This window comes from Pedobacter sp. NJ-S-72 (assembly GCF_053890575.1).
Map to the genome: position 1 here is coordinate 2,894,798 of NZ_CM132681.1, position 24,281 is coordinate 2,919,078.

General features: G+C 36.5%; 34 protein-coding genes and 1 pseudogene. 8 read left to right on the plus strand and 27 right to left on the minus strand.

What is annotated here, in order from left to right; translation table 11 throughout:
* The first annotated feature begins 8 nt into the window (after window positions 1-8).
* The 6 genes from ACWYN3_RS19350 to ACWYN3_RS19375 all read left to right on the plus strand — a co-directional run bounded on the left by ACWYN3_RS19350 (window position 9) and on the right by ACWYN3_RS19375 (window position 6,086).
* Window positions 9-1,193 (plus strand): glycosyltransferase, encoded by a 1,185-nt coding sequence (locus tag ACWYN3_RS19350; RefSeq protein ID WP_456222582.1) that lies wholly within the window; start codon window positions 9-11, stop codon window positions 1,191-1,193.
* Window positions 1,183-2,151, plus strand: a complete 969-nt coding sequence (locus tag ACWYN3_RS19355; protein WP_456222583.1) for a glycosyltransferase family 2 protein — start codon at window positions 1,183-1,185, stop codon at window positions 2,149-2,151. Before ACWYN3_RS19350 ends, ACWYN3_RS19355 begins: the two co-directional genes overlap by 11 nt.
* 57 nt (window positions 2,152-2,208) lie before the next feature.
* Window positions 2,209-2,769, plus strand: coding sequence for a hypothetical protein (locus ACWYN3_RS19360; protein ID WP_456222584.1), 561 nt, complete (start codon window positions 2,209-2,211; stop codon window positions 2,767-2,769).
* Window positions 2,747-3,193, plus strand: a complete 447-nt coding sequence (locus tag ACWYN3_RS19365; RefSeq protein ID WP_456222585.1) for a hypothetical protein — start codon at window positions 2,747-2,749, stop codon at window positions 3,191-3,193. Before ACWYN3_RS19360 ends, ACWYN3_RS19365 begins: the two co-directional genes overlap by 23 nt.
* A gap of 16 nt (window positions 3,194-3,209) precedes the next feature.
* Complete coding sequence (locus ACWYN3_RS19370; RefSeq protein WP_456222586.1) at window positions 3,210-3,797, plus strand: hypothetical protein; 588 nt, start codon at window positions 3,210-3,212, stop codon at window positions 3,795-3,797.
* Between the two features lie 1,011 nt (window positions 3,798-4,808).
* The gene (locus ACWYN3_RS19375; RefSeq protein WP_456222587.1) at window positions 4,809-6,086 is read left to right on the plus strand and encodes a hypothetical protein; all 1,278 of its coding nucleotides are present in this window, start codon (window positions 4,809-4,811) and stop codon (window positions 6,084-6,086) included.
* A gap of 172 nt (window positions 6,087-6,258) precedes the next feature.
* On the opposite strand, the gene ACWYN3_RS19380 is transcribed toward ACWYN3_RS19375, so the two are convergent.
* From ACWYN3_RS19380 to ACWYN3_RS19420, 9 genes are all read right to left on the minus strand, one after another.
* Window positions 6,259-6,738, minus strand: coding sequence for an MATE family efflux transporter (locus ACWYN3_RS19380; RefSeq protein WP_456222588.1), 480 nt, complete (start codon window positions 6,736-6,738; stop codon window positions 6,259-6,261).
* Between the two features lie 8 nt (window positions 6,739-6,746).
* Window positions 6,747-7,475 (minus strand): lipopolysaccharide biosynthesis protein, encoded by a 729-nt coding sequence (locus ACWYN3_RS19385; RefSeq protein WP_456222589.1) that lies wholly within the window; start codon window positions 7,473-7,475, stop codon window positions 6,747-6,749.
* A gap of 27 nt (window positions 7,476-7,502) precedes the next feature.
* Complete coding sequence (locus ACWYN3_RS19390; RefSeq protein WP_456222590.1) at window positions 7,503-7,751, minus strand: hypothetical protein; 249 nt, start codon at window positions 7,749-7,751, stop codon at window positions 7,503-7,505.
* Window positions 7,735-8,091 carry a hypothetical protein gene (locus ACWYN3_RS19395; RefSeq protein ID WP_456222591.1) on the minus strand — a complete coding sequence of 119 codons (357 nt, stop codon included), beginning with the start codon at window positions 8,089-8,091 and terminating at the stop codon, window positions 7,735-7,737. The genes ACWYN3_RS19390 and ACWYN3_RS19395 overlap by 17 nt, the downstream gene beginning before the upstream one ends.
* Window positions 8,091-8,366 (minus strand): beta-1,6-N-acetylglucosaminyltransferase, encoded by a 276-nt coding sequence (locus tag ACWYN3_RS19400; protein WP_456222592.1) that lies wholly within the window; start codon window positions 8,364-8,366, stop codon window positions 8,091-8,093. The genes ACWYN3_RS19395 and ACWYN3_RS19400 overlap by 1 nt, the downstream gene beginning before the upstream one ends.
* Before the next feature lie 49 nt (window positions 8,367-8,415).
* Window positions 8,416-9,183 carry a GMC family oxidoreductase gene (locus tag ACWYN3_RS19405; RefSeq protein WP_456222593.1) on the minus strand — a complete coding sequence of 256 codons (768 nt, stop codon included), beginning with the start codon at window positions 9,181-9,183 and terminating at the stop codon, window positions 8,416-8,418.
* Window positions 9,184-9,269: 86 nt separating this feature from the next.
* On the minus strand, window positions 9,270-10,112 hold the full coding sequence (locus tag ACWYN3_RS19410; protein WP_456222594.1) for an FAD-dependent oxidoreductase: 843 nt from the start codon (window positions 10,110-10,112) through the stop codon (window positions 9,270-9,272).
* A gap of 6 nt (window positions 10,113-10,118) precedes the next feature.
* Window positions 10,119-10,295, minus strand: coding sequence for a gluconate 2-dehydrogenase subunit 3 family protein (locus ACWYN3_RS19415; protein ID WP_456222595.1), 177 nt, complete (start codon window positions 10,293-10,295; stop codon window positions 10,119-10,121).
* Complete coding sequence (locus ACWYN3_RS19420) at window positions 10,252-10,695, minus strand: gluconate 2-dehydrogenase subunit 3 family protein (protein ID WP_456222596.1); 444 nt, start codon at window positions 10,693-10,695, stop codon at window positions 10,252-10,254. The genes ACWYN3_RS19415 and ACWYN3_RS19420 overlap by 44 nt, the downstream gene beginning before the upstream one ends.
* 166 nt (window positions 10,696-10,861) lie before the next feature.
* Here ACWYN3_RS19420 and ACWYN3_RS19425 point away from each other — a divergent pair, with 166 nt between their 5' ends.
* Complete coding sequence (locus ACWYN3_RS19425; RefSeq protein WP_456222597.1) at window positions 10,862-11,689, plus strand: glycosyltransferase; 828 nt, start codon at window positions 10,862-10,864, stop codon at window positions 11,687-11,689.
* Between the two features lies 1 nt (window position 11,690).
* Here ACWYN3_RS19425 and ACWYN3_RS19430 read toward each other — a convergent pair whose 3' ends face one another.
* The 17 genes from ACWYN3_RS19430 to ACWYN3_RS19510 all read right to left on the minus strand — a co-directional run bounded on the left by ACWYN3_RS19430 (window position 11,691) and on the right by ACWYN3_RS19510 (window position 21,875).
* Entirely contained in the window at window positions 11,691-12,566 is an 876-nt protein-coding gene (locus tag ACWYN3_RS19430) for a glycosyltransferase (protein ID WP_456223082.1), read from the minus strand.
* Entirely contained in the window at window positions 12,557-12,823 is a 267-nt protein-coding gene (locus ACWYN3_RS19435; protein ID WP_456222598.1) for a hypothetical protein, read from the minus strand. Before ACWYN3_RS19435 ends, ACWYN3_RS19430 begins: the two co-directional genes overlap by 10 nt.
* Before the next feature lie 32 nt (window positions 12,824-12,855).
* Window positions 12,856-13,734, minus strand: coding sequence for a glycosyltransferase (locus tag ACWYN3_RS19440; RefSeq protein ID WP_456223083.1), 879 nt, complete (start codon window positions 13,732-13,734; stop codon window positions 12,856-12,858).
* The gene (locus ACWYN3_RS19445; RefSeq protein WP_456222599.1) at window positions 13,668-14,045 is read right to left on the minus strand and encodes a hypothetical protein; all 378 of its coding nucleotides are present in this window, start codon (window positions 14,043-14,045) and stop codon (window positions 13,668-13,670) included. The genes ACWYN3_RS19440 and ACWYN3_RS19445 overlap by 67 nt, the downstream gene beginning before the upstream one ends.
* Window positions 14,046-14,051: 6 nt before the next feature.
* Window positions 14,052-14,771, minus strand: coding sequence for a hypothetical protein (locus ACWYN3_RS19450; protein WP_456222600.1), 720 nt, complete (start codon window positions 14,769-14,771; stop codon window positions 14,052-14,054).
* Window positions 14,737-15,291, minus strand: a complete 555-nt coding sequence (locus ACWYN3_RS19455; protein WP_456222601.1) for a hypothetical protein — start codon at window positions 15,289-15,291, stop codon at window positions 14,737-14,739. Before ACWYN3_RS19455 ends, ACWYN3_RS19450 begins: the two co-directional genes overlap by 35 nt.
* Window positions 15,263-15,787 carry an acyltransferase gene (locus ACWYN3_RS19460; RefSeq protein ID WP_456222602.1) on the minus strand — a complete coding sequence of 175 codons (525 nt, stop codon included), beginning with the start codon at window positions 15,785-15,787 and terminating at the stop codon, window positions 15,263-15,265. Before ACWYN3_RS19460 ends, ACWYN3_RS19455 begins: the two co-directional genes overlap by 29 nt.
* Window positions 15,788-15,981: 194 nt before the next feature.
* Window positions 15,982-16,266 carry a hypothetical protein gene (locus tag ACWYN3_RS19465; protein ID WP_456222603.1) on the minus strand — a complete coding sequence of 95 codons (285 nt, stop codon included), beginning with the start codon at window positions 16,264-16,266 and terminating at the stop codon, window positions 15,982-15,984.
* An 11-nt stretch (window positions 16,267-16,277) separates the two neighbouring features.
* Window positions 16,278-16,793 carry a hypothetical protein gene (locus tag ACWYN3_RS19470; protein ID WP_456222604.1) on the minus strand — a complete coding sequence of 172 codons (516 nt, stop codon included), beginning with the start codon at window positions 16,791-16,793 and terminating at the stop codon, window positions 16,278-16,280.
* A complete protein-coding gene (locus tag ACWYN3_RS19475; protein WP_456222605.1) occupies window positions 16,715-17,161 on the minus strand; it encodes a hypothetical protein in 447 nt (148 codons plus the stop codon). The genes ACWYN3_RS19470 and ACWYN3_RS19475 overlap by 79 nt, the downstream gene beginning before the upstream one ends.
* Before the next feature lie 345 nt (window positions 17,162-17,506).
* The gene (locus ACWYN3_RS19480; protein WP_456222606.1) at window positions 17,507-18,043 is read right to left on the minus strand and encodes a tyrosine-protein kinase family protein; all 537 of its coding nucleotides are present in this window, start codon (window positions 18,041-18,043) and stop codon (window positions 17,507-17,509) included.
* A 206-nt stretch (window positions 18,044-18,249) separates the two neighbouring features.
* Window positions 18,250-19,662, minus strand: coding sequence for a GumC family protein (locus ACWYN3_RS19485; RefSeq protein ID WP_456222607.1), 1,413 nt, complete (start codon window positions 19,660-19,662; stop codon window positions 18,250-18,252).
* Between the two features lie 95 nt (window positions 19,663-19,757).
* The gene (locus ACWYN3_RS19490) at window positions 19,758-20,372 is read right to left on the minus strand and encodes a TolC family protein (protein WP_456222608.1); all 615 of its coding nucleotides are present in this window, start codon (window positions 20,370-20,372) and stop codon (window positions 19,758-19,760) included.
* Between the two features lie 32 nt (window positions 20,373-20,404).
* Window positions 20,405-20,761, minus strand: coding sequence for a sugar transferase (locus tag ACWYN3_RS19495; protein ID WP_456222609.1), 357 nt, complete (start codon window positions 20,759-20,761; stop codon window positions 20,405-20,407).
* A gap of 25 nt (window positions 20,762-20,786) precedes the next feature.
* Window positions 20,787-21,212, minus strand: coding sequence for a sugar transferase (locus tag ACWYN3_RS19500; protein WP_456222610.1), 426 nt, complete (start codon window positions 21,210-21,212; stop codon window positions 20,787-20,789).
* Window positions 21,213-21,303: 91 nt separating this feature from the next.
* Window positions 21,304-21,468: a hypothetical protein gene (locus ACWYN3_RS19505; RefSeq protein WP_456222611.1), complete on the minus strand. Its 165-nt coding sequence runs from the start codon at window positions 21,466-21,468 to the stop codon at window positions 21,304-21,306.
* Window positions 21,468-21,875 (minus strand): response regulator transcription factor, encoded by a 408-nt coding sequence (locus tag ACWYN3_RS19510; RefSeq protein ID WP_456222612.1) that lies wholly within the window; start codon window positions 21,873-21,875, stop codon window positions 21,468-21,470. The genes ACWYN3_RS19505 and ACWYN3_RS19510 overlap by 1 nt, the downstream gene beginning before the upstream one ends.
* A 186-nt stretch (window positions 21,876-22,061) precedes the next feature.
* On the opposite strand from ACWYN3_RS19510, the gene ACWYN3_RS19515 reads away from it, so the two are divergent.
* On the plus strand, window positions 22,062-23,645 hold the full coding sequence (locus tag ACWYN3_RS19515; protein ID WP_456222613.1) for a hypothetical protein: 1,584 nt from the start codon (window positions 22,062-22,064) through the stop codon (window positions 23,643-23,645).
* 138 nt (window positions 23,646-23,783) lie between these two features.
* Here the strand turns inward: ACWYN3_RS19515 and ACWYN3_RS19520 are convergent.
* Window positions 23,784-24,281: pseudogene (locus ACWYN3_RS19520) on the minus strand (glycerophosphodiester phosphodiesterase); the annotation flags it as partial.

The window sequence follows — 24,281 nt, forward strand, 5'->3', positions numbered from 1 at the left end:
GAACAATTTTGGGCAAAGATAAAAAACTAGCAATCGTTACCTGTTGCCTGGATGACTGGGGTGGCAGTGAAGAGCTATGGGCCAAAAGTATAGCCATTTTAGAAAACGAAAATCTCAAACAAATTACCATTTACAAAAACAGGATCAACAAACAACATCCTGAATTTGTAAAACTAAAAGATAGAAACATTTTGTTCAGAGAACTGGTTCCTGAATTTCATCTTTTAAAAAAAGCCGTATTAAAACTGACTGACACCTTTAGTCGTCGTCTGGGAGATAAGATCGGTATCTCAACTTATAACTGGAATAAGCCAGCAGGGAGATTATACAATCTTTTGAAATCAGATCCGCCTGATTTAGTGTTAATTTCTCAGGGAATCAACTTCGATGGATTGGTTTATGCGCAGCAATGTCTTAAACTAAATATCCCTTATCTGATTGTCTCTCATAAGGCCGTGGATTTTTATTGGCCGCAACAGCGTGACCGGTCCTATATGAAAGAAACTTTAAAAAAGGCTGAGAGATGTCTTTTTGTATCCGAACATAATAGAAAATTAACTGAAGAACAGTTCGGCATACGATTACTAAATAGTTCTGTTATTATAAACCCTGTAAAGACCAGAGGCCCGGCTATACCTTATCCTTCTGTATCAAACGGCTATCATTTAGCTTGTATCGGCCGTCTGTTTGTGATTGATAAAGGACAAGACATTTTGCTGAGAATTTTATCACAGCCTAAATGGAAAGCAAGAAACCTCAGTATTTCTTTTATTGGAGAAGGTCCGGATAAAGATGGGTTAAAAGAAATGGCACTTTTGCTCGGGGTCGAAAACATTTCATTTGATGGTTACAGTACAGACTTGAAAAACATCTGGGCAAATCACCATGCATTAATCCTGCCCTCCAGAAGTGAGGGCTTACCGCTCACCATTATTGAGGCTATGTTTTTAGGCAGAGCAATCATTACCACAAATGCAGGAGGAAATACAGAAATCGTTGAAGACCAGGTAACAGGGTTTACTGCGGAGGCCAATGAAAAGGATTTTGAAGAAGCCATGGAAAGCGCATGGCAAAAACGGGGTCATTGGGAATCAATGGGGGTAAAAGCCTCCAGAGCTATCGCTGATGCTATCCCCGAATGCCCCGAACAACAATTTGCCAATCTAATAAACAGTATTTTAAATGAACAATAACCCATTAGTTTCAGTAATCATCCCAACTTACAACAGGGCAAATAAATTACGGACAGCAATTGAAAGTGTATTAAGACAAAGTTATACTCCTATACAGTTGATTGTAATTGACGATGGTTCGGAAGATGAAACCGCTACTTTAATGGAAGATTATAAAGACGTTCAATATATTATCCAGCAGCACAAAGGCCAGGCAGCGGCGAGAAATAATGGCTTGAAACATTCCCTGGGCAGTATTGTAGCGTCACTTGATTCAGATGACCTGTGGAACCCTGATTTTCTGGAACAGTCTGTTCATAAACTTGAAAAAGACAAACTTGACTTTGTCTTTGCTAACTGGACTCAGGATGCAAAAGATGGACAGGCGTGGGACTTTTTAAGTGGAGATCCATTTTTAAAACCCTTCATCAAGGTAACCGAAGATCACTGGATTACACTAACCTATCCAGAATTACGGGGTATATATATTGAAGCCTGCCCTTCTCCTTCTTCATCGGTAGTGATTCGAAAATCAAGCATCGTTTCTGGCTGGGATGAAAGAATAAATATCGGAGATGACTGGTGTATGTATCTCGACGTTATTTTATCTAAAGAATGCCGGGTAGCTTTTACATTGGACAAGCTTTGGAGAAAAAGAATTGATCATATAAATATCTATGATGGAAGAAAAAGAAATGAAGTACTTAAGTACCTTTATATTGCAGATACACTATTGATCATAGAAAAATTTGATAAACTACTGAACCCAGGAGAGCTATTACTGCTTCAAAGAAGGTATATCGCCAGCCTGGTTGAACTCGCCAAACATGAGCTGATCAGAGAATATAATTTAGGAGAATCCTATCGCCTGATAAAAAGATCTCTGGCAGTTAATATTCCATTTACATTAAAGATGATACCGGATATCCTGATGACAGGATTAATCCGGAAGTACAAGGGGCTAAAAGAAAAAAAATGAGACAAATAACTCCAGAAGAAATCACCCTCCATATTGATCATGGTATAGATTACCTGCATGAGCATCAATATCCTAATGGAGAGTTTTGTTGTTATTATCCCCCGACGATCAGATGAAAGAATGGTGTGTGTGCCGGATAGCACTGTCTTCCCCGCTTCATTAATCGCAGCCTGCTTACTGCAGCTTAGAGACTCCCCAAAAGTAAAAGATATGCTTTCTTTAACTGCCCGTTTCTTAAGCTACCAGGTTATGCGTGGAGGAGTCTGGAATTTTTTCACCAAATGGAATCCCCTGTTTAAATATAGTCCTGCAGATACTGATGACACTGTATTTGCATCCTATATCCTAAAGTCATTAAAAGTAGACTTTACTGACAACAGTAAGTTATTAATGGCTAACAGAAATCCAAAGGGCTTATTTTATACATGGTTCGTATTAAGACCCACCATGAACTATAACACCAACTATTGGACTGTGATGTCAAGAGAACTGAAACGCCCCGTAAAATCGCTTCTCTTCTGGTTTAAACATGAAAGCAATAGAAATGATATTGACGCAGTGGTGAATGCAAATATTCTGTTCTACTTTGGATTAAATGATCAGACAAGACGTAGTTGATTATCTTCTGGAAATAATAGAGAAGAATAAAGAGGGGAAATCAGATAAATGGTATAAAAACCCACTCACTTTCTATTATTTTTTGTCCAGAAATTACAAAACAGTAACAGCACTGGAGCCCGCTAAAGAACTAATCATAAAACGCATATATCAAACAATAAAAGAAGATGGCAGATTTGGTAACTCAGCATTTGAAACTGCACTCGCTATTTCTACACTGGCTAATTTCAATCATAGAGATGAACAAATGACTAAGGCCGTAAGTTTTCTATTAAAAGCGCAATGTAAATCCGGATGCTGGGAAAGATATTTGTTTTTTTATTCCGGGCATACTAAAACAGTTGGATGGGGGTCAGAAGAAATCGTTACTGGTTTCTGTCTTGAAGCATTAGCAAACTACCGGAGTTTACTCATTGAGAATTGAAATTTAATCAGAACAGATGAAGCTTTTAAAATTCACAAGATCTTCAGAATGGTGGGAGTATAAGATGGTTCCATTACTATCAGTTGGTTATGCCACCCTTTTGCTTACTAATTATCCGATTGTCCAGGCAGTATTCAAACTATTATTTTTATTATCCGCTGTGATCATCGGTGCAGTATATGTAAGTGTTATCAATGATCTTTCTGATATCAGAGAAGATGCAATAGCCGGAAAGAATAATAGAATGGCAAAAATAAGTTTGCCATGGCAAATAACAATAGTGAGCATATGTCTCATTGCAGGAGTTATTAATAGCTATTTGATCTATCCGGACAGATTAAGCCTTCTTTTTTACATCATGGCGTGGATTGTATTTAGTCTTTACTCTCTCCCTCCTTTCAGACTAAAAAAAAGGGGAATATGGGGATTACTTTGTGATGCTATGGGAGCTCATCTCTTTCCTGCTCTATTCATAACTTCCAGTCTTCTGGAATTTAGTCATGAAGACAAAAATATCATCTGGTATATGGCTATAGGAATCTGGGCTCTATTTTATGGCCTGAGAGGGAATACTATGGCATCAGTTCTTCGACAGAGACAATGATATCAAATCAGGCACAACAACATTTGCCAGCCATATTAAACCGGAACATTTTAAAGTTCAGGAGTTCATGATTTTTAGTGTAGAGATCCTTGCTTTTTTGTGGTTCCTTTCTTTCATCTTCAATCTATACATAACCTGTTCAATAGGCTTATATCTGATATTGATCTGGGTAAGAAAAAGATATTTAAATCATCAGATATGTTTAATTACCACACCTGCCAATGCACCATATCAACTGTTAATGAATGATTATTACCTTATTTTCTTTCCCTTGTCTTTACTCTTCTCTATAAGTTTGAACTATCCTTATGGCTGGCTGGTTCTTTGTTTACACTTCTTATTATTTCCCCGAAAAACACTTTTTGTAATGAAAGATTTAATGGTCATTCTAAAAAAGAGATAAGAAATATCCATTAAATCTCCATATACAGCTCAATTTGGTTTCGTCAGACTAAAATCAAAATTTGATTTGAGTTTTTTCAATCTGCTTTAGGCAGCAACTTTTAGAAATACGACGTTTTTTTGAAATCAGCAATCCAAAAACAACGACAAATCTTACAGTTTACCCGCATAAATCCATTCGAAATATCAAAATTAATAGCTGGTCAGATTATCTGCCAAAAAAATGTGGTCAATTCCTCGACTGCTTATCTCTAAAATTAAAATCAACTTTCAGTTACAAATTTATGGAGTGACAAAAACATTGGTCAGCAAAAAAGCGTCAATCGACAATATTAATAATCATGGCACCGTTATTGACTACGAAAAAATCCACAAGTCATCCAATAATTTAGCTTTTAGTGAGTATTATAATCCCCGTTCTTACTCAATTGCATTCTATATTTCGCACATTTTACTCAATCATATTTTAAATCATTTTTTTTTATTATCATTGGAAAAGACTTCACACAGCTGTCCAAACGTTTTACAAGCAACTGTGCATTAGTTACATAAAAAATATTTATTCCATTAAGAAAAAAAAAAAAGCGCTCAACTCACAGACATAAAAAAATGATAAAAAATCCTCATATACTTATTCTTTCTATTTTACTCTTCATCACTTTTACTGCGTGTAAAAAGGGTGACGGTACAACAGATCCTGTTACGCCACCAGTAGTCACTAAACCAATCGATACTGTTGTTGCCCCCCCTGTTGTAATTGGCCGGGTATTGGTCCTTGGAACCGGATCAGGCGACCTGACGATTGATGGAAATACTATAAATGTTAAGCCCAATGATTTAATTAAGGTCAAAGGCGGTGTGTATACAAGTATTAGTATTAGAAACATTAATACCAGTGGTACTGTTACTGTACAAAATGATGGTCTGGTTGAAATAGCTGGCAGCAATGATCATATTTTACTGACTAATATAAGCAATCTTACAATATCAGGAACAGGCACCCCAGGTGTATCCAGGGGATTCGTTTCGAGAGATAATGCCCAGCACAGATCAATAATTATTACGGGTGCTGCCCAGAATTTAACGATACAAAATATCGCTTTCAAAAACATTGGTGATTATGTAATCTATTTCAATAATGCACAAGGTGTCTACGACGGAAGTAAAGCTTCATTTTCTGACCAGATTCACTTCCTTAATATTGATTGCGATAACACCGGAACTTTTCTACAAATGCAGGGTGGGGTTGATAATGGAGTTATAAAAGGGCTTGTCAAAAACCTGGAAATAGCCTATTTAAACTTTAAGAATTCTGATTGTGGGGCTGCTGTTATTGTTGATAATGCTGACGGGTACAATATCCATCATAATACGGTAACTAATATCAACGGTAATAACAACAACCACAATGGGATCTTTACGCTTAAAGGAACTGGTTCTTTCCATCATAACCTGATTCACGATCACCAGGGAAATGCACTCAGAGCATGGGTAAGAAGCCTTGGCACAACACCAAAACAGGTATTGATTTACAACAATACAGTAATTAATTCCAGAAAATATTCAGCATTCGAAACACAGTCTTTTCAGGCAGAAATTATCTCTGGTGTAACCACTTATGCCAATTGTAAAGTCTACAATAATATTTGTGGAGATCTGAATCTTAGCAAAGACTGGGTAGGTGTAGTTGTTGATGTCTATAATCTTTTTGGGGGAACGTGTGAGGTATATAACAATACCGGGTTTAATTTCCCTGCCCCTAGTTTAAACAGTAATATTGTTAATCAACAATCTTCAACTGTCCCTACTGCTACCAACAATACCTATTTTTCTAATGCGGCTGGTGCTGGAATAACAAATACAGCTAACCTGACTATACAACCCTAGCAATCACAATAAAGAGAAGGCCCTTAACTCTTAATGACCTTCTCTTTATTGAAAAGCGTTGTACTTACTTGTTTTATTAATGAAATAAGCTCCTTATACCCAACAACGTATATGTTCCAGAATCCAAACTTCGAATATTTATTTAATGGATTATAAGCTATAATCACAGCAGCTAAAATAGGAAAAATACATTTGCGAAGGCTATAGAATAAACTGATTTAAACAGACGTAATCCAATATAATCTGCTAGTAGATTTACAGCAAGCATAACCAGTATTTTATAAAAATTTATTTTCGGTTTATGGATCACATCAAGCGTCAAAGCGAAAAAACGATCTGCCGGATATAAAATACAAATACTCATAAAAATTCTGAACAGATTAGGAGCTTCTGTATGGATATACTTTTCTCCTCCAATTAACAGAATAACAGGCTCTGCAAATATGATAGATAGAATGGCTATAAAAACGATGACTATGGAAAGCATACCCACCATCTTTTTCATGACATGCATCATTTCCTCTTTCTGATTATTATTATAATATCCTGCCAAACTAGGCATACCAGAGGCCGCAAAACTCAGTAATGGAATTTCGACAATTTGTATCAGTCTTCCACCAAGATTATAAACAGCCAGGGCAGAAGGACCCAAAAAGAAATTTATAAAAAAAGTATCGGTAACTTAAACAGATTTGAACTTACATTTGTTCCCATACTATATTTTCCAAAATGAAAAAGTTCAAGAAAAGTCTTCCTGGTTACAGATCTGATACTTCCGATCCTTGTCCATCCAAGGAACATAACAGCTAAACTTGCTGCCAGATTAGATAAGATATAAGTAATAATAATCGAAGTCAATGTTGACTTATTTAAGATTGTAAGTGTAATCACCGTACCAGTAAACAATATCTGATTAATCAATCTAAGCCATAACAAACGGTCAAATCTCTTATCGCCCTGCACAATAAGGTTTGCCATAAATGAAGGTAATGTGGCCAGTGATATCAATGAGAAATATTTAAGAAATAAAATCATCCCTTCGTTACTTATATAAGATGATAAGAAGAAAGTAAGCAGATTCAATACGATCGAACCCGCTGTAATGATGAGTGCAAGGCACCATGCTGAGCCTGCAACCTCTTTTGCTTTATCTTCACTTGTTCCAGAATAAAACTTAACAAAGGAAGTAGTTAAAAATCCAGATCTAAGCGTATCAATCAGTGCAAGTATAGTTGTAAAAAAAACATAAATCCCAATTTCCTTAACTGATAATGCACGATATAAAACTGCAACGGTAACCATTCCAAAAACTGCCATTACTCCATTACCAAGAAGAGATTGAAAGTGTATGTTTTTAAAAAGGGAAAGTATCTTTTTGATAAATGACATAGTTTTTTTTTATAAAATATTGAGTAATTAGTTAGCCTCCGCAACATGCAGATCAAGAACATCAAGGACACTGAGATCAACATCCAGATCAAATTTTCTGGCAAATAACATCCCGGATCCAATTATCTCCTGATAATCATTAATTGTCAGAATTTTAGGGTGTGCCTCGTTTTCAGACCAGTTTATATACCTGTGATTTTCATTAATCACCTTATCCTGATATGGTGAATTCATTAAGATGCTGGCAACAACAAACTCATCACAACCCCAGGTCATTCTCAAAAACCTGATCAGTTGGATTAGCCCTGAAATAAGCTGATAAATAAGCAGCACAATCCGGTGTGATCGTCCACCAGCTTGATTTGTTGCCCCCGTATAAGTTCAGTGAAACCGGGAATTTGCGTTTCAATAGAATACTATTGGCAATCTTCTGCACAAAATATTTTCCTTTAAAATTCATGTCTGTGAAATGAAAAATCTCATACCGTCTTACTGCCTCTTTCCACCACAATGTGTTATTTGAGCTATCAAATGATACAAAAGAATAACCTTGATTTTTCTTAAAAAAATCATAGATTTCCCCAATGGGTTTAATCGGATAATCCTGCCCGCTCATCAGGTTAAAAAAAAATCATAGCTTATCCCCGTTTGTTGTACATGATCTATAGATTTAATCGTTGCTTCTACTATAGAGAATCCTCCCCAGTTACAGACAATTCTGTTGATAATAAAATAAACCTGTCCAAATTGCTCCAGATACTCAAATGCTGTTATATCTATCTTTTTATCCACATATATATAAAAGTCAAAATCCGGATGTCTCATTACCCTGATCAGTCTTTCTAACTGAGCCGGATTTTTATGAGCGATAATAATATGGGCTATACGCATAATTATAAAAAAAATCTATCCGAATGTACAAGTTAAATAATAATCAAGTTCATATATTTCCATTTCTCAGCTGCTTCACTGCATAATCACAAGCTCTTGCTGTTAACGCCATATATGTCAAAGAAGGATTCTGACAGGCAGACGAAGTCATGCAGCTGCCATCAGTTATGAATACATTTTTCACTGCATGCATTTGATTATAACCGTTCAATACAGAGCTTTCAGGATCTCTGCCCATTCTGGCTGTTCCCATTTCATGAATAGTAGCTCCACCAGGTTTATGGTAATTAAAAGTATCTATTTCTTTAAACCCAGCATGAGTTAACATCTCTTCTGACGATTGTCTGATATCTTCCATCATCTTGAATTCGTTTTCTCTGAATGAGAAGTCAATCGTCAACTGAGCAGGCAGCCCCCATTTATCGGTTTCGAAAGAATGAAGGTTCACTTTATTGTCATGATAAGGAAGACACTCTCCCCAACCGGCCATCCAGATACTCCATTTACCCGGAGCAGTCAGTTGCTTTTTAAAATCCTCTCCAAAACCCGGTTCAATTCCACGATCACTCCAACCTTGCCTTTCTCCATCACCTTGTATATTATATCCTCTTATAAAATCAAGTCCGGACTCAGGCTTGAGATTTCGGTAGCGCGGAATAAGAAATCCACAAGGTCTCCTGCCTTTGTAATAAGTATCCTGATAACCATCATGTACGCCACTTGCACCAGCAGAGGAATGATGATCCATCAAATTATGTCCCAGCTCACCACTGTCATTACCAAAACCGTTGGGAAATCTATGTGATTTTGAATTCAATAATAAACCAGCAGTCGCAATAGTAGAAGCATTGACAAATATTATTTTCGCATAATATTCAAAGCTTTCATTTGTCAGCGTATCAATTACCTAACTCCTTTTGCCTGTTGTCTATCTGCGTCATATAATAGCTCTGCTACAATAGAATATGGTCTTAAAGTTAAATTACCTGTTTGAAATGCTGCGGGAATAGTTGAGCTGTTACTACTGAAATATCCACCAAAAGGACATCCCCTGGAACACAAATTGCGGTTTTGACAAGGTCCTCTGCTATCCCATCCTTTTGTCAGGTTTGCTACCCTGGCGATAGTCAGTAATCTGCTCTGATCATTTTTTCTAATCGCGTCTGCCAGATGACTCTCTATACAGTTCAATTCCATTGGAGGCAAAAACTGACCATCCGGCAGCTGTGCAAGATGCTCACTCCGGCCACTAACTCCAATAAACCGTTCTACATAATCATACCATGGTGCAAGATCATTATATCTCAAAGGCCAGTCTACCGCTATTCCATCTTTTAAATTCGCCTCAAAATCAAGATCACTTAACCTGTAGCACTGTCTCCCCCAGGTGAGTGACCTCCCGCCCACCTGATAGCCTCTGATCCAGCTGAAAGGTTTTGTTTCAATATATGGGTGATCTTTATCATTTACATAAAACAATTGATCTCCAGCATCTGTATGCGGGCTCTGTACCGGACTATCATGAATTTCTTTAATCGTATGATTTAAGCGGTTGGGAAAGTCCCAGGGATTAAGGTTTGCTGTCGGATAATCTGTAATATGTTTAACATCCCTTCCCCTTTCCAGCAGTAAAGTTTTCATCCCCCTTTTACATAATTCCATTGCCGCCCAACCTCCACTGATGCCAGATCCTATCACTATCGCATCATAAGTAGATTTACTTTCTGAATTCCCCGTTTTGTACATGAATGGTTATTTTGTTGCCCAGGATCTCTGGTTTTTTGTTAATGGAATACACGATGCAAACGTCCGCGGAATATAATCGTAGGCAAGCCCTTTTGTCGCACCTGTCTGAGAAGTACAATATCCTTCTACAGTAAGTTGTTTAAGTATGATAAAGAAGGGTATCCCCAAAAACTTTATGAGCAACTTTATTTATAATCCCCTGTTTATAAAAAGATTTAGCTTCAAAATATTTAAGGATTTCCAGCTTTTCACTTCTTGAACAGGCTATGAAATCGCGCTTATAATTTCTAAATACATATACTTCAAGATCAGCCAGACCACTTAAAAAATTATGCTGGGTTCTGGGTTCTGTACAAGACGTTATCATCTCAATAATAAAATCTTCCACTCGCGCGTCTTTAGCACCAGGAGTATCTGTCCGGGGGATTATTACCTCTGCCAATTCGGATATAAGGATCTTTTTCTGATGAAGCTGACTTACGTCAGCAATAGAATTAATCGCGATCCATTTATAAATTGAAAAGGAAGAAAACCCAACAGATATAAAGACAATCAGACCTTTTATTGTAGTCCTTCTATCCATTTAAAATCATTTAGCTAAATATGCCATAAATATATAATAAAACACGAATTCAAAAAGAATTCCGATGAAACATGCTATTCAAAAAAAGTCCTGCCATAAATAAGATTAATTCAGTAATCCTGCGGCATTTATTATATTAGTCAAATTTTCAGATAGAAAAAACCTAATGAGACCTATAGCCATACCTAAAAACATACTCAAATACAATAAAGGAAGAGTAGAATTGTCCTCTGAAATTTCAGGTATCGCAGAGCGTTTTAATCAGTTAAAGAGCGACAGACCCTTAATTTCAATCATTATACCAGCTTATAATGAAGAAGAAAATATTCTAAAAACACTTTATTCTCTTTCACAAACGCTGACCAAACATTCCCTTGAAGTTATTGTGGTTAATAATAATTCTGCTGACGACACAGAAATGCTTGCCAATGCCTGTAATGTTACATGTATCAATGAAAAAAAACAAGGAATTACCAATGCGCGTAACGCGGGACTGGAGATTGCCAGGGGTGAATATGTGATTAATGCTGATGCCGATACTATCTATCCACAAAATTGGATCGATGATATGGTTAGTCCTTTAATTACAAATCAGTCCATTTGTCTCACCTATGGTAAATTTTCTTTTGTACCAATTGCAAAAACCCCAAGGCTGACTTATTTTTTCTATGAATATATTTCAGACTTCAACAGAACTATTTGTAAACTCTTCAAAGAGGAAGCATTGAATGTTTATGGATTTAATTCCGCATGCCGCAGAGAACAATGTCTCAGTGTAGAAGGATTCAATCATCCTCCCGGAACGAATGAAGATGGGTGGCTTGCTATCAAATTAAGAGAAAAGGGCTACGGACAGTTACATTGGGTAAAATTTACCAGAAGCATTGTTTGGACAACCGACAGAAGAATTCAGATTGACGGAGGCCTGTATAAAGCCACCTATGACAGGCTGGTGAAAAACCTGAACTTCAGTAACCTTAAAAAGAAGAACTAGCTTATTTCCTGCTTCCAAGAACATCAAGGTATGTTGCTTCTACTTTTCTTGTCATTGTTTCTATATTAAAATGCGCCTTTACTACTGCTCCGGCTTCACAACCCAGACCTTTACGTAATTCCTCATCCGATACTAATAGTAGAATAGCTTTGGCCAGTTCATCCGGATCTGAAACAGGAATAAGAAGTCCGTTTTTTCTATCAGTAATCAGATCTCTGGTTCCATCAATTGCTGTTGCAATGATCGCTTTACGCATCGCCATAGCTTCCAGTAAAGCTATAGGAAGCCCCTCCCATAAAGAAGGCAGGCAGAAAATATCTGTTCCATTTAAAATAGCAGGAATATCATCCCGAAAGTCCTCAAAAATCACACGGGTTCCCAATTTCAGTTTTTCAGCCAGTTCCAGCATTTGTCCCTTAAGATCCCCATCTCCTACAATCAGGAATTTCACCTTCACAGTGGGTGGTATCCTGGCTATAGCCTTTAAAAAAGTAAGCGGTTCTTTTTGAGCAGTGATTCTTGCGATATAACTGACCAGTATTTCATCTTCAGGAATCCCAAACGCGGTTCTGATATCCTTATAGTCCTGATCAGGATTAAACTTAACCTGGTTAATTCCATTCACAATAACCTTTGTATCAGGCATTGGAAACTTACTCTTACCCTCTTTAAAATTGCTTTCCGAAACACAAATTGTCTGATTGGCAACTTTAACCAGGAACCTTTCGCTTAAAGTACGGATTAACTTCACGACAGGCTGCTGATCCGGATGAAATGACCAGCCATGAACAGTATACACAATAGGAATTTTTAATTGTTTTGCGGGATAAAATGTGTTTGAGTTAGCCCTGGTGCCATGCGCGTGTATTAAATCAATTTTTTTTCTTCTATCAGAATCCTTTTAACATCTTTCCATACCTTGTAATTAAAAGGCTTTTCCGTATGTACCACATAAGTTTTAAATCCATCAGCTTTTAATTTGTCAACCATTGGGCCATCAGTAAAAGATAAGATCACAGACACAAAGCGCTCCTTATCCAGTTCTTTAACCAGATCCAGTACATGTGTTTCTCCGCCACCAACTTTCCCCTGTCTGATAGTTTGTAATATCCTGATCTTTCCTTGTCCTGCCATGTTCGATAAATTAAAAAAATGTATAGCTGATTTTATTGCGCCGTTTTGTCCACATCATCAATTTTACTTTCGTAATAATGCTGTGTTGCAGTAGAGATTTTATTAGCCTTTTTAGCTTTTAAAAGCGATAAAATCTGGTAAAAGATAAATACCGGAATTCTGACGAGTGATTGATAGATAATTTTTGGGGCCTTGAAATATCTTAATGATACAAAGAATATATAAAAGAAAGACAGCACCGCGAACAACCAAAAAAACAGTTGTTGCGGAAAAAAGAACAAATCAATTAATATGCATAAACCAGAAAGGCCTACAACAATAAAAAGAGGCGGTCTGGAAAAAACAACTCCGCATAAAAACTGATTTCTATTCAGGTTCTTCAATCCCGTACCAACCAGTTTCACGCCTTTACCAGCATATTTAAACCAGGTATTAATCCATCTTGCACGCTGATTGACCAGTTGCCCGGATTTAGAAGTTTTTTCATCATAGACTACCGCCTTTTCAGCGAAAGCAATCCGGTATCCCCTGTTGAGAATTTCCATCTGCAAAACCTTATCAAATCCAGCTCCCTCAATATCAAGATACTCCAGGCATTCTTTATAAAAAACAGTACTAAATGCCATACCCGAACCTGCAAGAGATGCAGATGAGCCCACATCAAACATCAGTTTTCTGTCAATAAAGCGATAATACATATCACCCGCTTCGTCCAGACAGGCATAACTCGTATTCAAATTCTTAGCACTTCTAACTCCCTGTACAGCTATATATCCGGCATCGAAAAATTTATTCAGCTCATTCAGATATCCCGGATCTACCAGATTATCACTGTCAATAATTGTCAGATAATCATGTGCTCTTTTAAAATTATTGATTGCATAAAAATGTGATTTTGTATTACTGGCCAGCGTTTGCTCAGGTCTGAGTAAAACGACCCTTTCATCGTTAAAATCAAACCAGATATATCACATTTATCAGCAACTACATAAATCATATAGTTATGGTAATTCAATTTCAGTATAGAATCTACTACTGAGGGTAAAAGTGTAGTCTGCTCATAAGCAGTTACAATCACTGCATAATCATATACTTCCTGTACTGCAGGATTGAGTATTTCTTTTTTCTTGAAAACACGAAGGATGTACAGGATCAGGGGAAGGACTAAATTAATACCTGCTAAAACCTGAAAAACAATCCAAAAGACAAAAAGAAATTCCATATTTTCTTAAAAAGAGTAATTGTTTAAAGCATTATATATTTTAGCCACACTATTTTCCCAGGTATGCTCCAGAGCAAATTCACGCCGTTTTTCCTGCATCATTTCTGAATTCTCATTCAGCGCTTTTTCAATTAGTAAAATATAATCTTCCTTATTTTGCGCAAGGTAAACGAAATCGCGAAAAGTTTCCATAGTTTTTGTTGCTGTAGCCACTACTGGTTTACCAATATAGCAGGTATATTCATCAATTTTGCGGGGGTAATTCCCGATAGTTATTTCATTAATCAACTGAGGATTGATACATACATCAAAGAAATTGATATAATCTGGTAATTCGCTAATCGGTTTAGCTCCCGTAAACAAAACATTTTCGAACTCATGCAAATTACTTGTTTTAAATAGTTCGTCTTCTGGTCCAACCAATATGATTGTCCATTCTGGTCTGGATGAGGCTATATGAGCAATAATATCCCTGTCTAATCTTATACTTTGCAATGCTCCCACATAACCGACCACAATTCCCTGAACGGCAGCCACATCTACAGGAGCCTCCTTTCGTTTATTTTCAACAAAGATATCAAGATCGCAGCCTTGTCCTACATCAAAAGAATTAGGGTTAAATTGTCCGCAATATTCAGCAAGAAATGTAGAATTGGCAACACAGAGATCATTTTTAGCAATTAATTCTGGCTCAAGTTGCAGCCCGTGTTTTTTCCAGTAATCCACAGCGACCTATATAGTCTCTCGAATAATAAATGCTAACGGAAGGTTTCAAAAAGTCATTAAGGAAAAACCCTTTGAATATCTCGTTATCATTAAAAAGGATAAAATCTTTAAAATCAAGTTTCTTTATAGCCTGTTGAATAGAACAGGCTAATTTCCTGTTATTACGCTTATTAAAAAAATTGAATATTTTCGTATTATTAATCCAGTTGATAGATTCTACTATACAATCAGGATATAAATTCCAGATATTATGTTGAATATGGATCAATCCTTCCTCATTGCCTTTAATTATTGCCAGCCTTCTGCTAGTCTTAGCATCCTGCTTATTTCTCCATAAAGTGATCCTGTCAAGTGGTGAGTTCACATAAAGTACCCTATTATTTTTACTGAATTCTAATGCAATATTCTTACAGTTGCTCCCGATTTCGGTATCCCAGGGCTGCTGTCCGACAACAATAATATCCCGGCCTTTTATACTATCTTTAGTTAATTTACCCGCTCCCATATATACCAGTGACATGATTATACTGTTTGATTACTTTTGCCGGATTACCAACTGCTACTGAAAACTCAGGAATATCCTTCGTTACAACGCTCCCTGCCCCTATGATACAATGTTTGCCCAGAGTTACTCCTGCAGTAATTACTGTATTTGAACCTATCCAGACATCATCCGAAATAGTAATCTGTTTACAGGTTTCTTTTTGCTGCCTCGGAGAAATATGAATATCCTCATAACCATGGTTCAAACCAGAAACAACTATATTTTGGGCAAGCATCACCTCATTTCCAATTAAAACTGGCCCGATAATCACATTCCCCAATCCAATAATAGTCTGATTACCAATAATCACATCCCCCACTCCGTTATTAATGGTTGCAAAATCTTCAATGACTGATTTTATACCTAAGCTAAATTTATTGTAAGGGAACACATCCATTCTGGTCCTTCTTCTTATAATAGATTTTTTCCCTCTCTTGTGGATAAATGGATTAACCAGCAGTCTCTCACCCATAATCTGGGACGATGTTCGTTAGCCGGGATCATTAACCGAAGCGCCAACTGCTTTAATGCAGGATTAGATTTTATTTTTGAAACAAGAGACATGATAGGATAGGTAACTAATTTTTATTCATTACTTTGAATCCCTTGAATATTCCAACAAGGAAACAAATTAAAGCTGGTACAGCAAATATTTCAAATGGCATCTTATACTAAATTTAAGTTTTTATTTTTCTGTTGTCTCAGCTCTTCTTCCAATTTTGGGCTTATTAACACAAAAACCCAGGAGATATAAACCACATAGGAAGAAGGTGCGGTATTGATTACCTCATTCGCATAACTGCAAATTAATATACCTGCATAACCCGAAGTCAAAGCCATGGCTTTTATTTTCAACCCCTTATCTTCTATTCTCCATACTATACCACAGCATTTCCCCAGGATATACATCATTATACAGATCCAAATCGTAAACCCGATGATTCCATACATCGCCCACACTTTTACCCATAACTATCAGGCTGTACAGTAGAAAGGAACTTATCCCTGTTATAGGTTTCACCCCAGACTCCAATTACCCCAAGTCCACCACCTAATGGCCTGCTTCCTAAATAATCACGCAAAATCTGCTGATTCATCAAACGTACATTTAAAGACGCCTCCTTCGGATCAAAAGCAGATCTTAACCTGAAAATCTGATAGTTCGTATTACCTATGGTCGTATATTTAAGAACAAACAAAAGAGAAAATGCGATTAACCCACCAATGATAATAATCTTAAACTGCTTACTTAAAACAATAGCAAGAAACACGCCAATTACCAGTGCGAATAATGCTCCCCTTGTACCAGAAATCAGCATGCCATAAATCATAATCATAGCAGCAATAAATAGAAGTACCCGTTTCCATACCTTAAATGGCCCTAAAGCCAGTACCAAAGCTATGAGTGCGATATGTGCCTGGGATGCACCAAATTGTCCGGCATCACTGTAAAATGAAAAAACCCGCATCTGCCCCATAGTATATGCGTCACATTTCCTCCTTCATCCAGAAATCGCTGTTCACCTGGTGAAGGGCCTACATAGAGTTGTTTGATACCGTTTAACGAAGCCAGTAGAGAAAGGCCAATAATGAGATATAAAAACACGTTTAAGTCTTTGTTCTTTTTTAAAAGCAGGAAACCTAAGGGGACGATCATGAAAGGGTACAAAGCTGCAGCACGAATTTCCTGAAGCCACCCCTGGACACTTGCCCCTGCTGGATTTGCCACTTCAAAAACACTGATAAGAAACCAGATCAGCATCAAAATAACAATATCATTTTTTAATAGCTTCCAATCGTGCTGATCAGCTGTAAAGATCAGTGTTAACCAACCTAACAAAAGCATCCCGTCCTGCAAAGTTCCGAAAGGAAAATGCCCGATCTCTCTGCCAAGAATACCAAAAGTAAAACAATAGAATACCAGTACCCAGATAATTAATTTAGGATTTTTGATAAACGAAATCTGAATTGCAATGCAATCAGACAGGAAATACCAATTACTGCAACAGGCAGAAGAATACCAAGGTCAACGACAAATAAACAAATGCCTAAACAGATTAGTATTACTATTGATAATATAATGATGCTTAGCCTGTTGCTTTTATAAAACGATGCCGCTTTATCCATTCTTTATTTATAATATAAGAAAACCGAATTTCAAGGAGATATCGAAATATCATCCTGCATAAAATTACGACTTAGATTTCTCGTTAAGTTTAATTTTATTCAATACCCACCCGATAAACCCAGGCTGTTCTCTTAAATATACTAACAATTCTTTATCTGTATCTGATAAAGTCCTTCCAGCCTCAAAAACAGCAATATTCTTTTCAGTAAACATCAACCATTCCTTTGCCACACTAATATCCTGTAAGCTGTTAATATCAATAATTATTAAATCAAATCCTTTTCTCAGCACATCAAATCCAGCTCTGAGATTTTTGGAACTCTGAATCTCCAGAAGAGAAGTATTGTCTTTGTTCTTGTTAAGTACGGTAATTAAATCCTGCGTTTGAATTTCTCTTTTAATCAGGAAAGTCTCAAAATTATCTCTGACAGCCAGTTCTTTGGTATCAGCATTCTCAACTTGCTGAGTTTCCCCTCCTATGAGCAAAACTTTCCTTCCCGTCATCGCAAATGCATGAGCAAGACTGGAAGCCATAAAAGATTTCCCTTCACCAGCCGTCAAACTGGTAATCCCAAGAATCCGGCTTTCGTCCGCATCCATAAGATTGGTCAGCTCTAGCCTGAGCGAACGCAGTAAATTTTTAAAGCCTACAAAATTTGGCTTTTCAGTATCATTCCATATACTTTTCAGTGATTTACCTTCTGTATTTACATAGCTTAAATTCCCAATTACCGGTAAATTTGTAGCGTTGATTAGCTGTTTAGAATTGTGAATTGTATTATCTAAAAAGAATAAGGCTACAATCGCTATAAAGCAAAGAGAAAAACTTGAAAAACCAGAAAGCCAATATATAATAAACGTTTAGAAGGCTCTGGAGTTCCTATTAACCCCACCTGTGCAATGTTTAATTTTACCCCGATATTCTGTTCAGTCCTTGTTTGATTATAACGGTTCAAAGCATCCATATAATCTTTTGTTGCCAGATCAGCATCTCTTTCAAAATTTTGTATACCAGCATCAAAAGGCACCATTGTATTATATTTTGCCTTTAATTGCGATAACTCCCTATCAATAGATACGATACTGCTTTTCGCCTGGTTCATCGCCACCTCCAGGTTAGATCTTTGCTGGATCAGATTTTGTTTCGACGCTGTAGGATCTACAATATTATTATCGGAATTCCTTAAAGTTTTTGCATTGAGTATACTCGTTAAAGAATCCATCTTTTTCTTATCAGATACTTTAAAATTGCCGTCAATATAACGGGCATTAGCAACGCTCAGTTGGTTTTTAATATCAATAATTTCTCTGTTATCAGAACCGACGTTACCTCCGCTGTACGCTGTATCTTTACCTCTTAACTTAGATTCTATAGCAGAAATAGCTCCCTGATTTGCTTGAATATCTCTTAAAGCCTGCGCTTTGCGATCTTCATTCTGAGAGATTTGCGTATAAGCAATTTCTGACTGTTTGTCTAGATTAAGCACCCCATTAGCCATTTTAAAGTTCTTCAATGCAGCATTCTTCTGGTTCATCACACCTTCTTTTTTCTTTAGCAGTGAATCCAGTAAGGAAATAGAGTTATTTTGATTGAAATTAACATCCTGACCATAATTCTGAATAAACTCAGTGGTCAGTGTATTAACCAGGAATGCAGATAATACAGGATTCGGGGAAACGTAGGTCACATTAATAAAATCACTGCCGTCACTACGGCTAATCGTCAGATTTTTATTAATACTGGTCTCATCGTAGCCCATAGAGGCCACAAAATTATATAGATCATTATTTCCTTTATCTGAAAGTGTCAGGGTTTCCTTTTTAAGTAGTTTTTCCTGGTACTGTGCAATCAGCTGACCTTTTTTATCAGATGGAATAGAGTCCAGTTTATCACTATATTTTTTAAATGGACTTTTAGGATTTTCTAAGTCATGAAGAATAAGGTGATATGAGAGGATACTCATGATCTTTTTCATCTTTATCTTTTCAATGATATTAGCAAATTGCTGACTCGTTTTAAAGTAATCCATATTCTGATTCTGTCCGGCAGCCAGCTGTTTAGACTGATCTACCAGACCAGTTGAGATCTGGGCTTCAGAACTAAACTGCTTAGGCAGGTTCTTCACCATAAAATATGTAATACATAACGTCACAAGCGGAACAATAATGATAATCCACTTATACCTGTTAATATGTTTTAAAAACGCCTTAAAATCCATCTGAAAAAAATTATTCCTGTTTATTTTATTTAAAATCTGACAATGGTCTTCCAACTATTTCTTCCAACGCATCTTTAGCTACCAGGAGATTTACTTCAGATTGAATTTTTGCTGTATTTGGCAGACGCAAGGTTTATCCTCGACTGATTATAAACATCCAGAGAAAGTTCCCCTTTTTCAAATTTATACTTCAAATTATCAGCTACGTTTTTGTTATCCTGAACACTTTGCGTATTGATTTTCAACTGACTAATCTGCTGAACGTAGTTATAGTATCTTTTCTTCACCTCTATCGCAAGTGTAGTATCATACTCCTGAGATTCTAGTTTTGCCACTTTATATTCCGCTCTGGCTTTTTTTCCTAAATAAGGTTTCTGAAGGAAATTACCCAGGTTAATATTTACACCAAACTGGAATCCATTGACAGAATAAGGGTTTGCAGCATTCAGAACAGTATTTTCACCCGGTCTATAAAAATAAGAAGCGTTAAAAATATCTAAATAAGAAACAGCATTCATAGGTATAGCTGTCTTAGCACCTTCAACTTTAGCCTCGTATATTTTTTTCCTTGGGAAATATTCTTTTGCTGCCTGTATATATTTTTCCAAAAGACCATAATTAACCTCACCAATTATAGTAGTGTCTTGCGCAGAGGATTGAAATCCTATAAAAGCAAAGAGCAGAAATGAGAACACAAATATTTTTTTCATTTTATTTATTTAGTTAGTTGTTTTAGAATTAATTAAACCTTTTCTTTCTGAAAAAGTGCTGGAAAAGTTCCAAGGATAATTTTGATATCAAACCATATCGAATAGTTTCTCGCATAAAAATTATCAAGTTTTTTACGTTCAGTATCCGACATTTCTCCCTTTCCGCGTTTACTTATTTGCCATAAGCCAGTTAAACCAGATGGACCAAGGAAACGCATAGACCATTCATTTGAAGTTAACATCTCTGCTTCGTATAAAGGCAATGGTCTGTTTCCAACCAGTGACATATCCCCTTTCAATACGTTTAGCAACTGAGGTAACTCGTCTAAACTTGAATTTCTCAAAAAATTACCAAGTTTTGTGATTCTCGGATCGTTCTTAATTTTCACAAATGCATTTGTTCCGCTTCCATCGTCAGCGTACTGACTGATTAAGCGCTGATAAATCCTTCAACTGCTGATCGGCACCTGCCCTCATGGAACGAAATTTATAAAAGTCGAAAATTTTATATCCGGTTCCAACACGTTTACTTTTATAAATTACTGCTCCTTTGGAATCTAAACGAATCAAAATAGCAATAATCAGTAATACTGGTGATAGTACTAAAAGAATACCTCCGGCAGCAACAACATCAAAAAAACGCTTTGGTCCTGGAATTTTATATTCTTTTTGCTTCTTTATTACAGAAAGCTGTTCAATATTTGGCTTGATCAGTTTAAACTTGATCAGGAAATTCAATCTATCCTTTAAATCATCCATATTGTAAGGATAAAAATAAAGGTCATGTATCTTTGCCTTAATCGCGCGCGCTCTTAACTTAGCATCAGGAACCTTATTCAACAAGACAATAATCAATCCGCTGGTAAGGGGATTATTTTTAATTTGATGAACAACTGAAAAGACACGCTCTTCATCCTCTATTTCTTCATGATTACATCGGGTGTAAAAAAAGAGACTGCGTATTCAGGTAAGCTTCCAATTTAGAAATATCACCTGCATTAACAATATTATATTCCTGACTGAGCGTTGCAGAAGATTCTTCTGAAAGTTCAGTACCAGAGTAAACTAATCTTAACCCTTTATAGTTATAGTCCATTATTTTTTTTGCAAGACGTTTGATTCATTCAGAACACTTTTTATTTTATTCATCAGCGTTTCCGGGTTAAAAGGTTTAGGAAAATAACCCTCTACTTTAAAAGGTATATTTAACACGATTTTATCAAGATCCTCAGCAGCTGATAATATAATTACCGGAATTTCTCTGTAAAAACCACTGATCTTAATACTCTTTAAGAAAGAGTTCCCGTCAAAATGCGGCATATGCAGATCCAAAATAATAATATCGGGGAAGTTACCTTCTTCTAACCACAAATGAGCTTTATATCCACTCTCCATAGCATGAATCTGATATTCTTTCGACAAAATGAAATGAAGCAGTTTTAAGATGCTTGGCTCATCATCAACGATTAAGATTTGCTTTTTTTCAAATGAGAAGTTATCCATTTTTAAGTTAGAGTAAGTAGATTATTGAAATATTTATTTCCATACCAAAGGTATATTATTAAATAATGTAAACTATAAATGTTTTCCCCATCCGAACCATTGTGCTAAAATATGTTTTGGTAAAAAAAACAATTATTAATTCATAATTTGTTTAATATAGCAGGGTATAATCAAATACTGTTCCATATGTTCAAGTTACCGATTCCATCTTACGCTTTTATAATCCTTCTATTCAGTCCTTTCTCTTGTTTTCAACAAAATTTACCAAAAGAGATTATAATATTAAATACAGTACAGAAAAATACGGCTTCTTTTAAGAATTTTCTGGGCATAAATGGCTTTGAATGGGATTTTTTCAAGGATAATGGAGCTGATGTCGATGATATTAAGATAAAAATCATACAATCTTTTGGTGGTTTCCGTCATTACATGGATTGGGAACGCATAGAGTCAGAAAAGGAAAAATACACCTTTAACCCCACGCATTCGGGCGGATTCAATTATGATAAAGTATATCAGATCTGCAAGGAAAATAATATTGATGTACTGACCTGTTTAAAAAATTGTCCGCCATGGTTGGTGAATACTTACCCCAAAAATCAAAGAGATGTGGATAATGTGCCCGCACCCTATGGATTAAACCGATCTGATCCCGCATCATATATTCAACAGGCTAAGGCAGCATTCCAGTTTACTGCAAGATATGGTAATAACAAAAATATTGATAGTAACTTAATTAGCGTTTATCGTAAACAAAGATGGCATGGTGACCTGGTTAACCAGGTGAAAATTGGTTTAGGCTATGTAAATTACATTGAATGTGACAATGAGAGAGATAAAGACTGGAAGGGCCCAAAGGGCCATCAGAGTCCCGAGGAATATGCAGCAAATTTATCCGCATTCTATGATGGGCATAAAAAGGGATTAGGTAAAAATGCGGGTGTAAAAAATGCCGACCCTACGATGAAGGTCGTCATGGCCGGACTTGCGTCTCCTGATCCGGGATTTGTTATCAGAATGATTAACTGGTGTAAAAAGAACCGTGGATATCATAAAGATGGATCAGTTAATTTATGTTTTGACATCATCAACTATCATTATTATGCAAACGACGCTACACCAGCACATGATCAGCGCACCGTAGGAAAAGCTCCTGAATTATCCTTATCGGGAAAAATTGCAGATGATTTTGTTACCATGTCAAGAAAATATGCAAAAAGAGCGGATGTCTGGGTAACAGAATCTGGTTATGATATTAACCCAAAAAGCCCGCAAAGAGCTATCCGGATAAAGGGTAAATCCGCTTTGATAACTCAGGCTGACTGGATGTTAAGGTCATCATTTCTGTATGCAAGACATGGTTTAAAAAAAAAAAATTTTTTTTTTTATATGTTAGATGATGTAAACACTAATGATCCCACACCATACGCTTCTTCTGGTTTTGCTGATAAAAATAAGAAAAGGCCTGTGGCAGATTATTTCCTGCAAACGAAGCAGTTAATCGGATCATATAGTTACGAACAGACTATTAAGAAAGATCCTATCATCGATATTTATAAAACAGGCAATAAAAAAATGTATGTCTTGTACATTCCGGATGAAGCAGGCAGAAAAACGATCTATCAATTGAATTTACGTGGTGCAAAAGCAATAAAAGTCCATCTTTTGGCACCTGGGTCTGACCGGATGAAAACTGAAACTATTGCTGTCCCTTCAGGAAAGATAAAGTTGCGCATTACAGAAACACCTATTTTTGTGGAAACTTGTTAAAGCTGATTTTTTCACTCCGGATGAAAGATTAAGTCTTATTCCCTACCTGCCCTCAATAAGCTAAAAAGCAGTTCCGGTTCATTAGTAGTGATAAAATCGATCTGGTTATCCAGCAAGGCCAGCATATCTTTTTTATTATTAACCGTCCACGCATTGATAGTCATTCATTCCGAGCTGATGCGCCTTGTCAAACCAATCCTCGGTCTGATAAATATTGAAGTCATAATCAGCCTGCTGAATCTGATCTCTGTTGAGCGCTTCAAGAGGTAGCTCATCATTAATTTCAGCCAGAAATGCCGTTTTCGCTGCAGGGTCATTTTGCAGAACTCTCAATAAAGCTTCATAGCTAAAACTAATATATTCTATCCACGAATCAGCCATCAATTTTTTCACCATTTCAAGTACTGCATCGGTAAGCTTCAATGTACCTTGAAGAGTGGGTGCAACTTTGATTTCCAGGATCAATTTTGTGTGATCCTGTGTCATTCCTTCCTTAAGATAATCCTCAAGCGTTGGAAGGGGTTCCCCATTATGTAGCATTTTTTGCCTCAATTCTGCATAAGTAGAACTTGCAATTGGCATCCCCTGAAAATTATCATCATGATTAACCACAATAATATTGTCTTTTGTGAGATG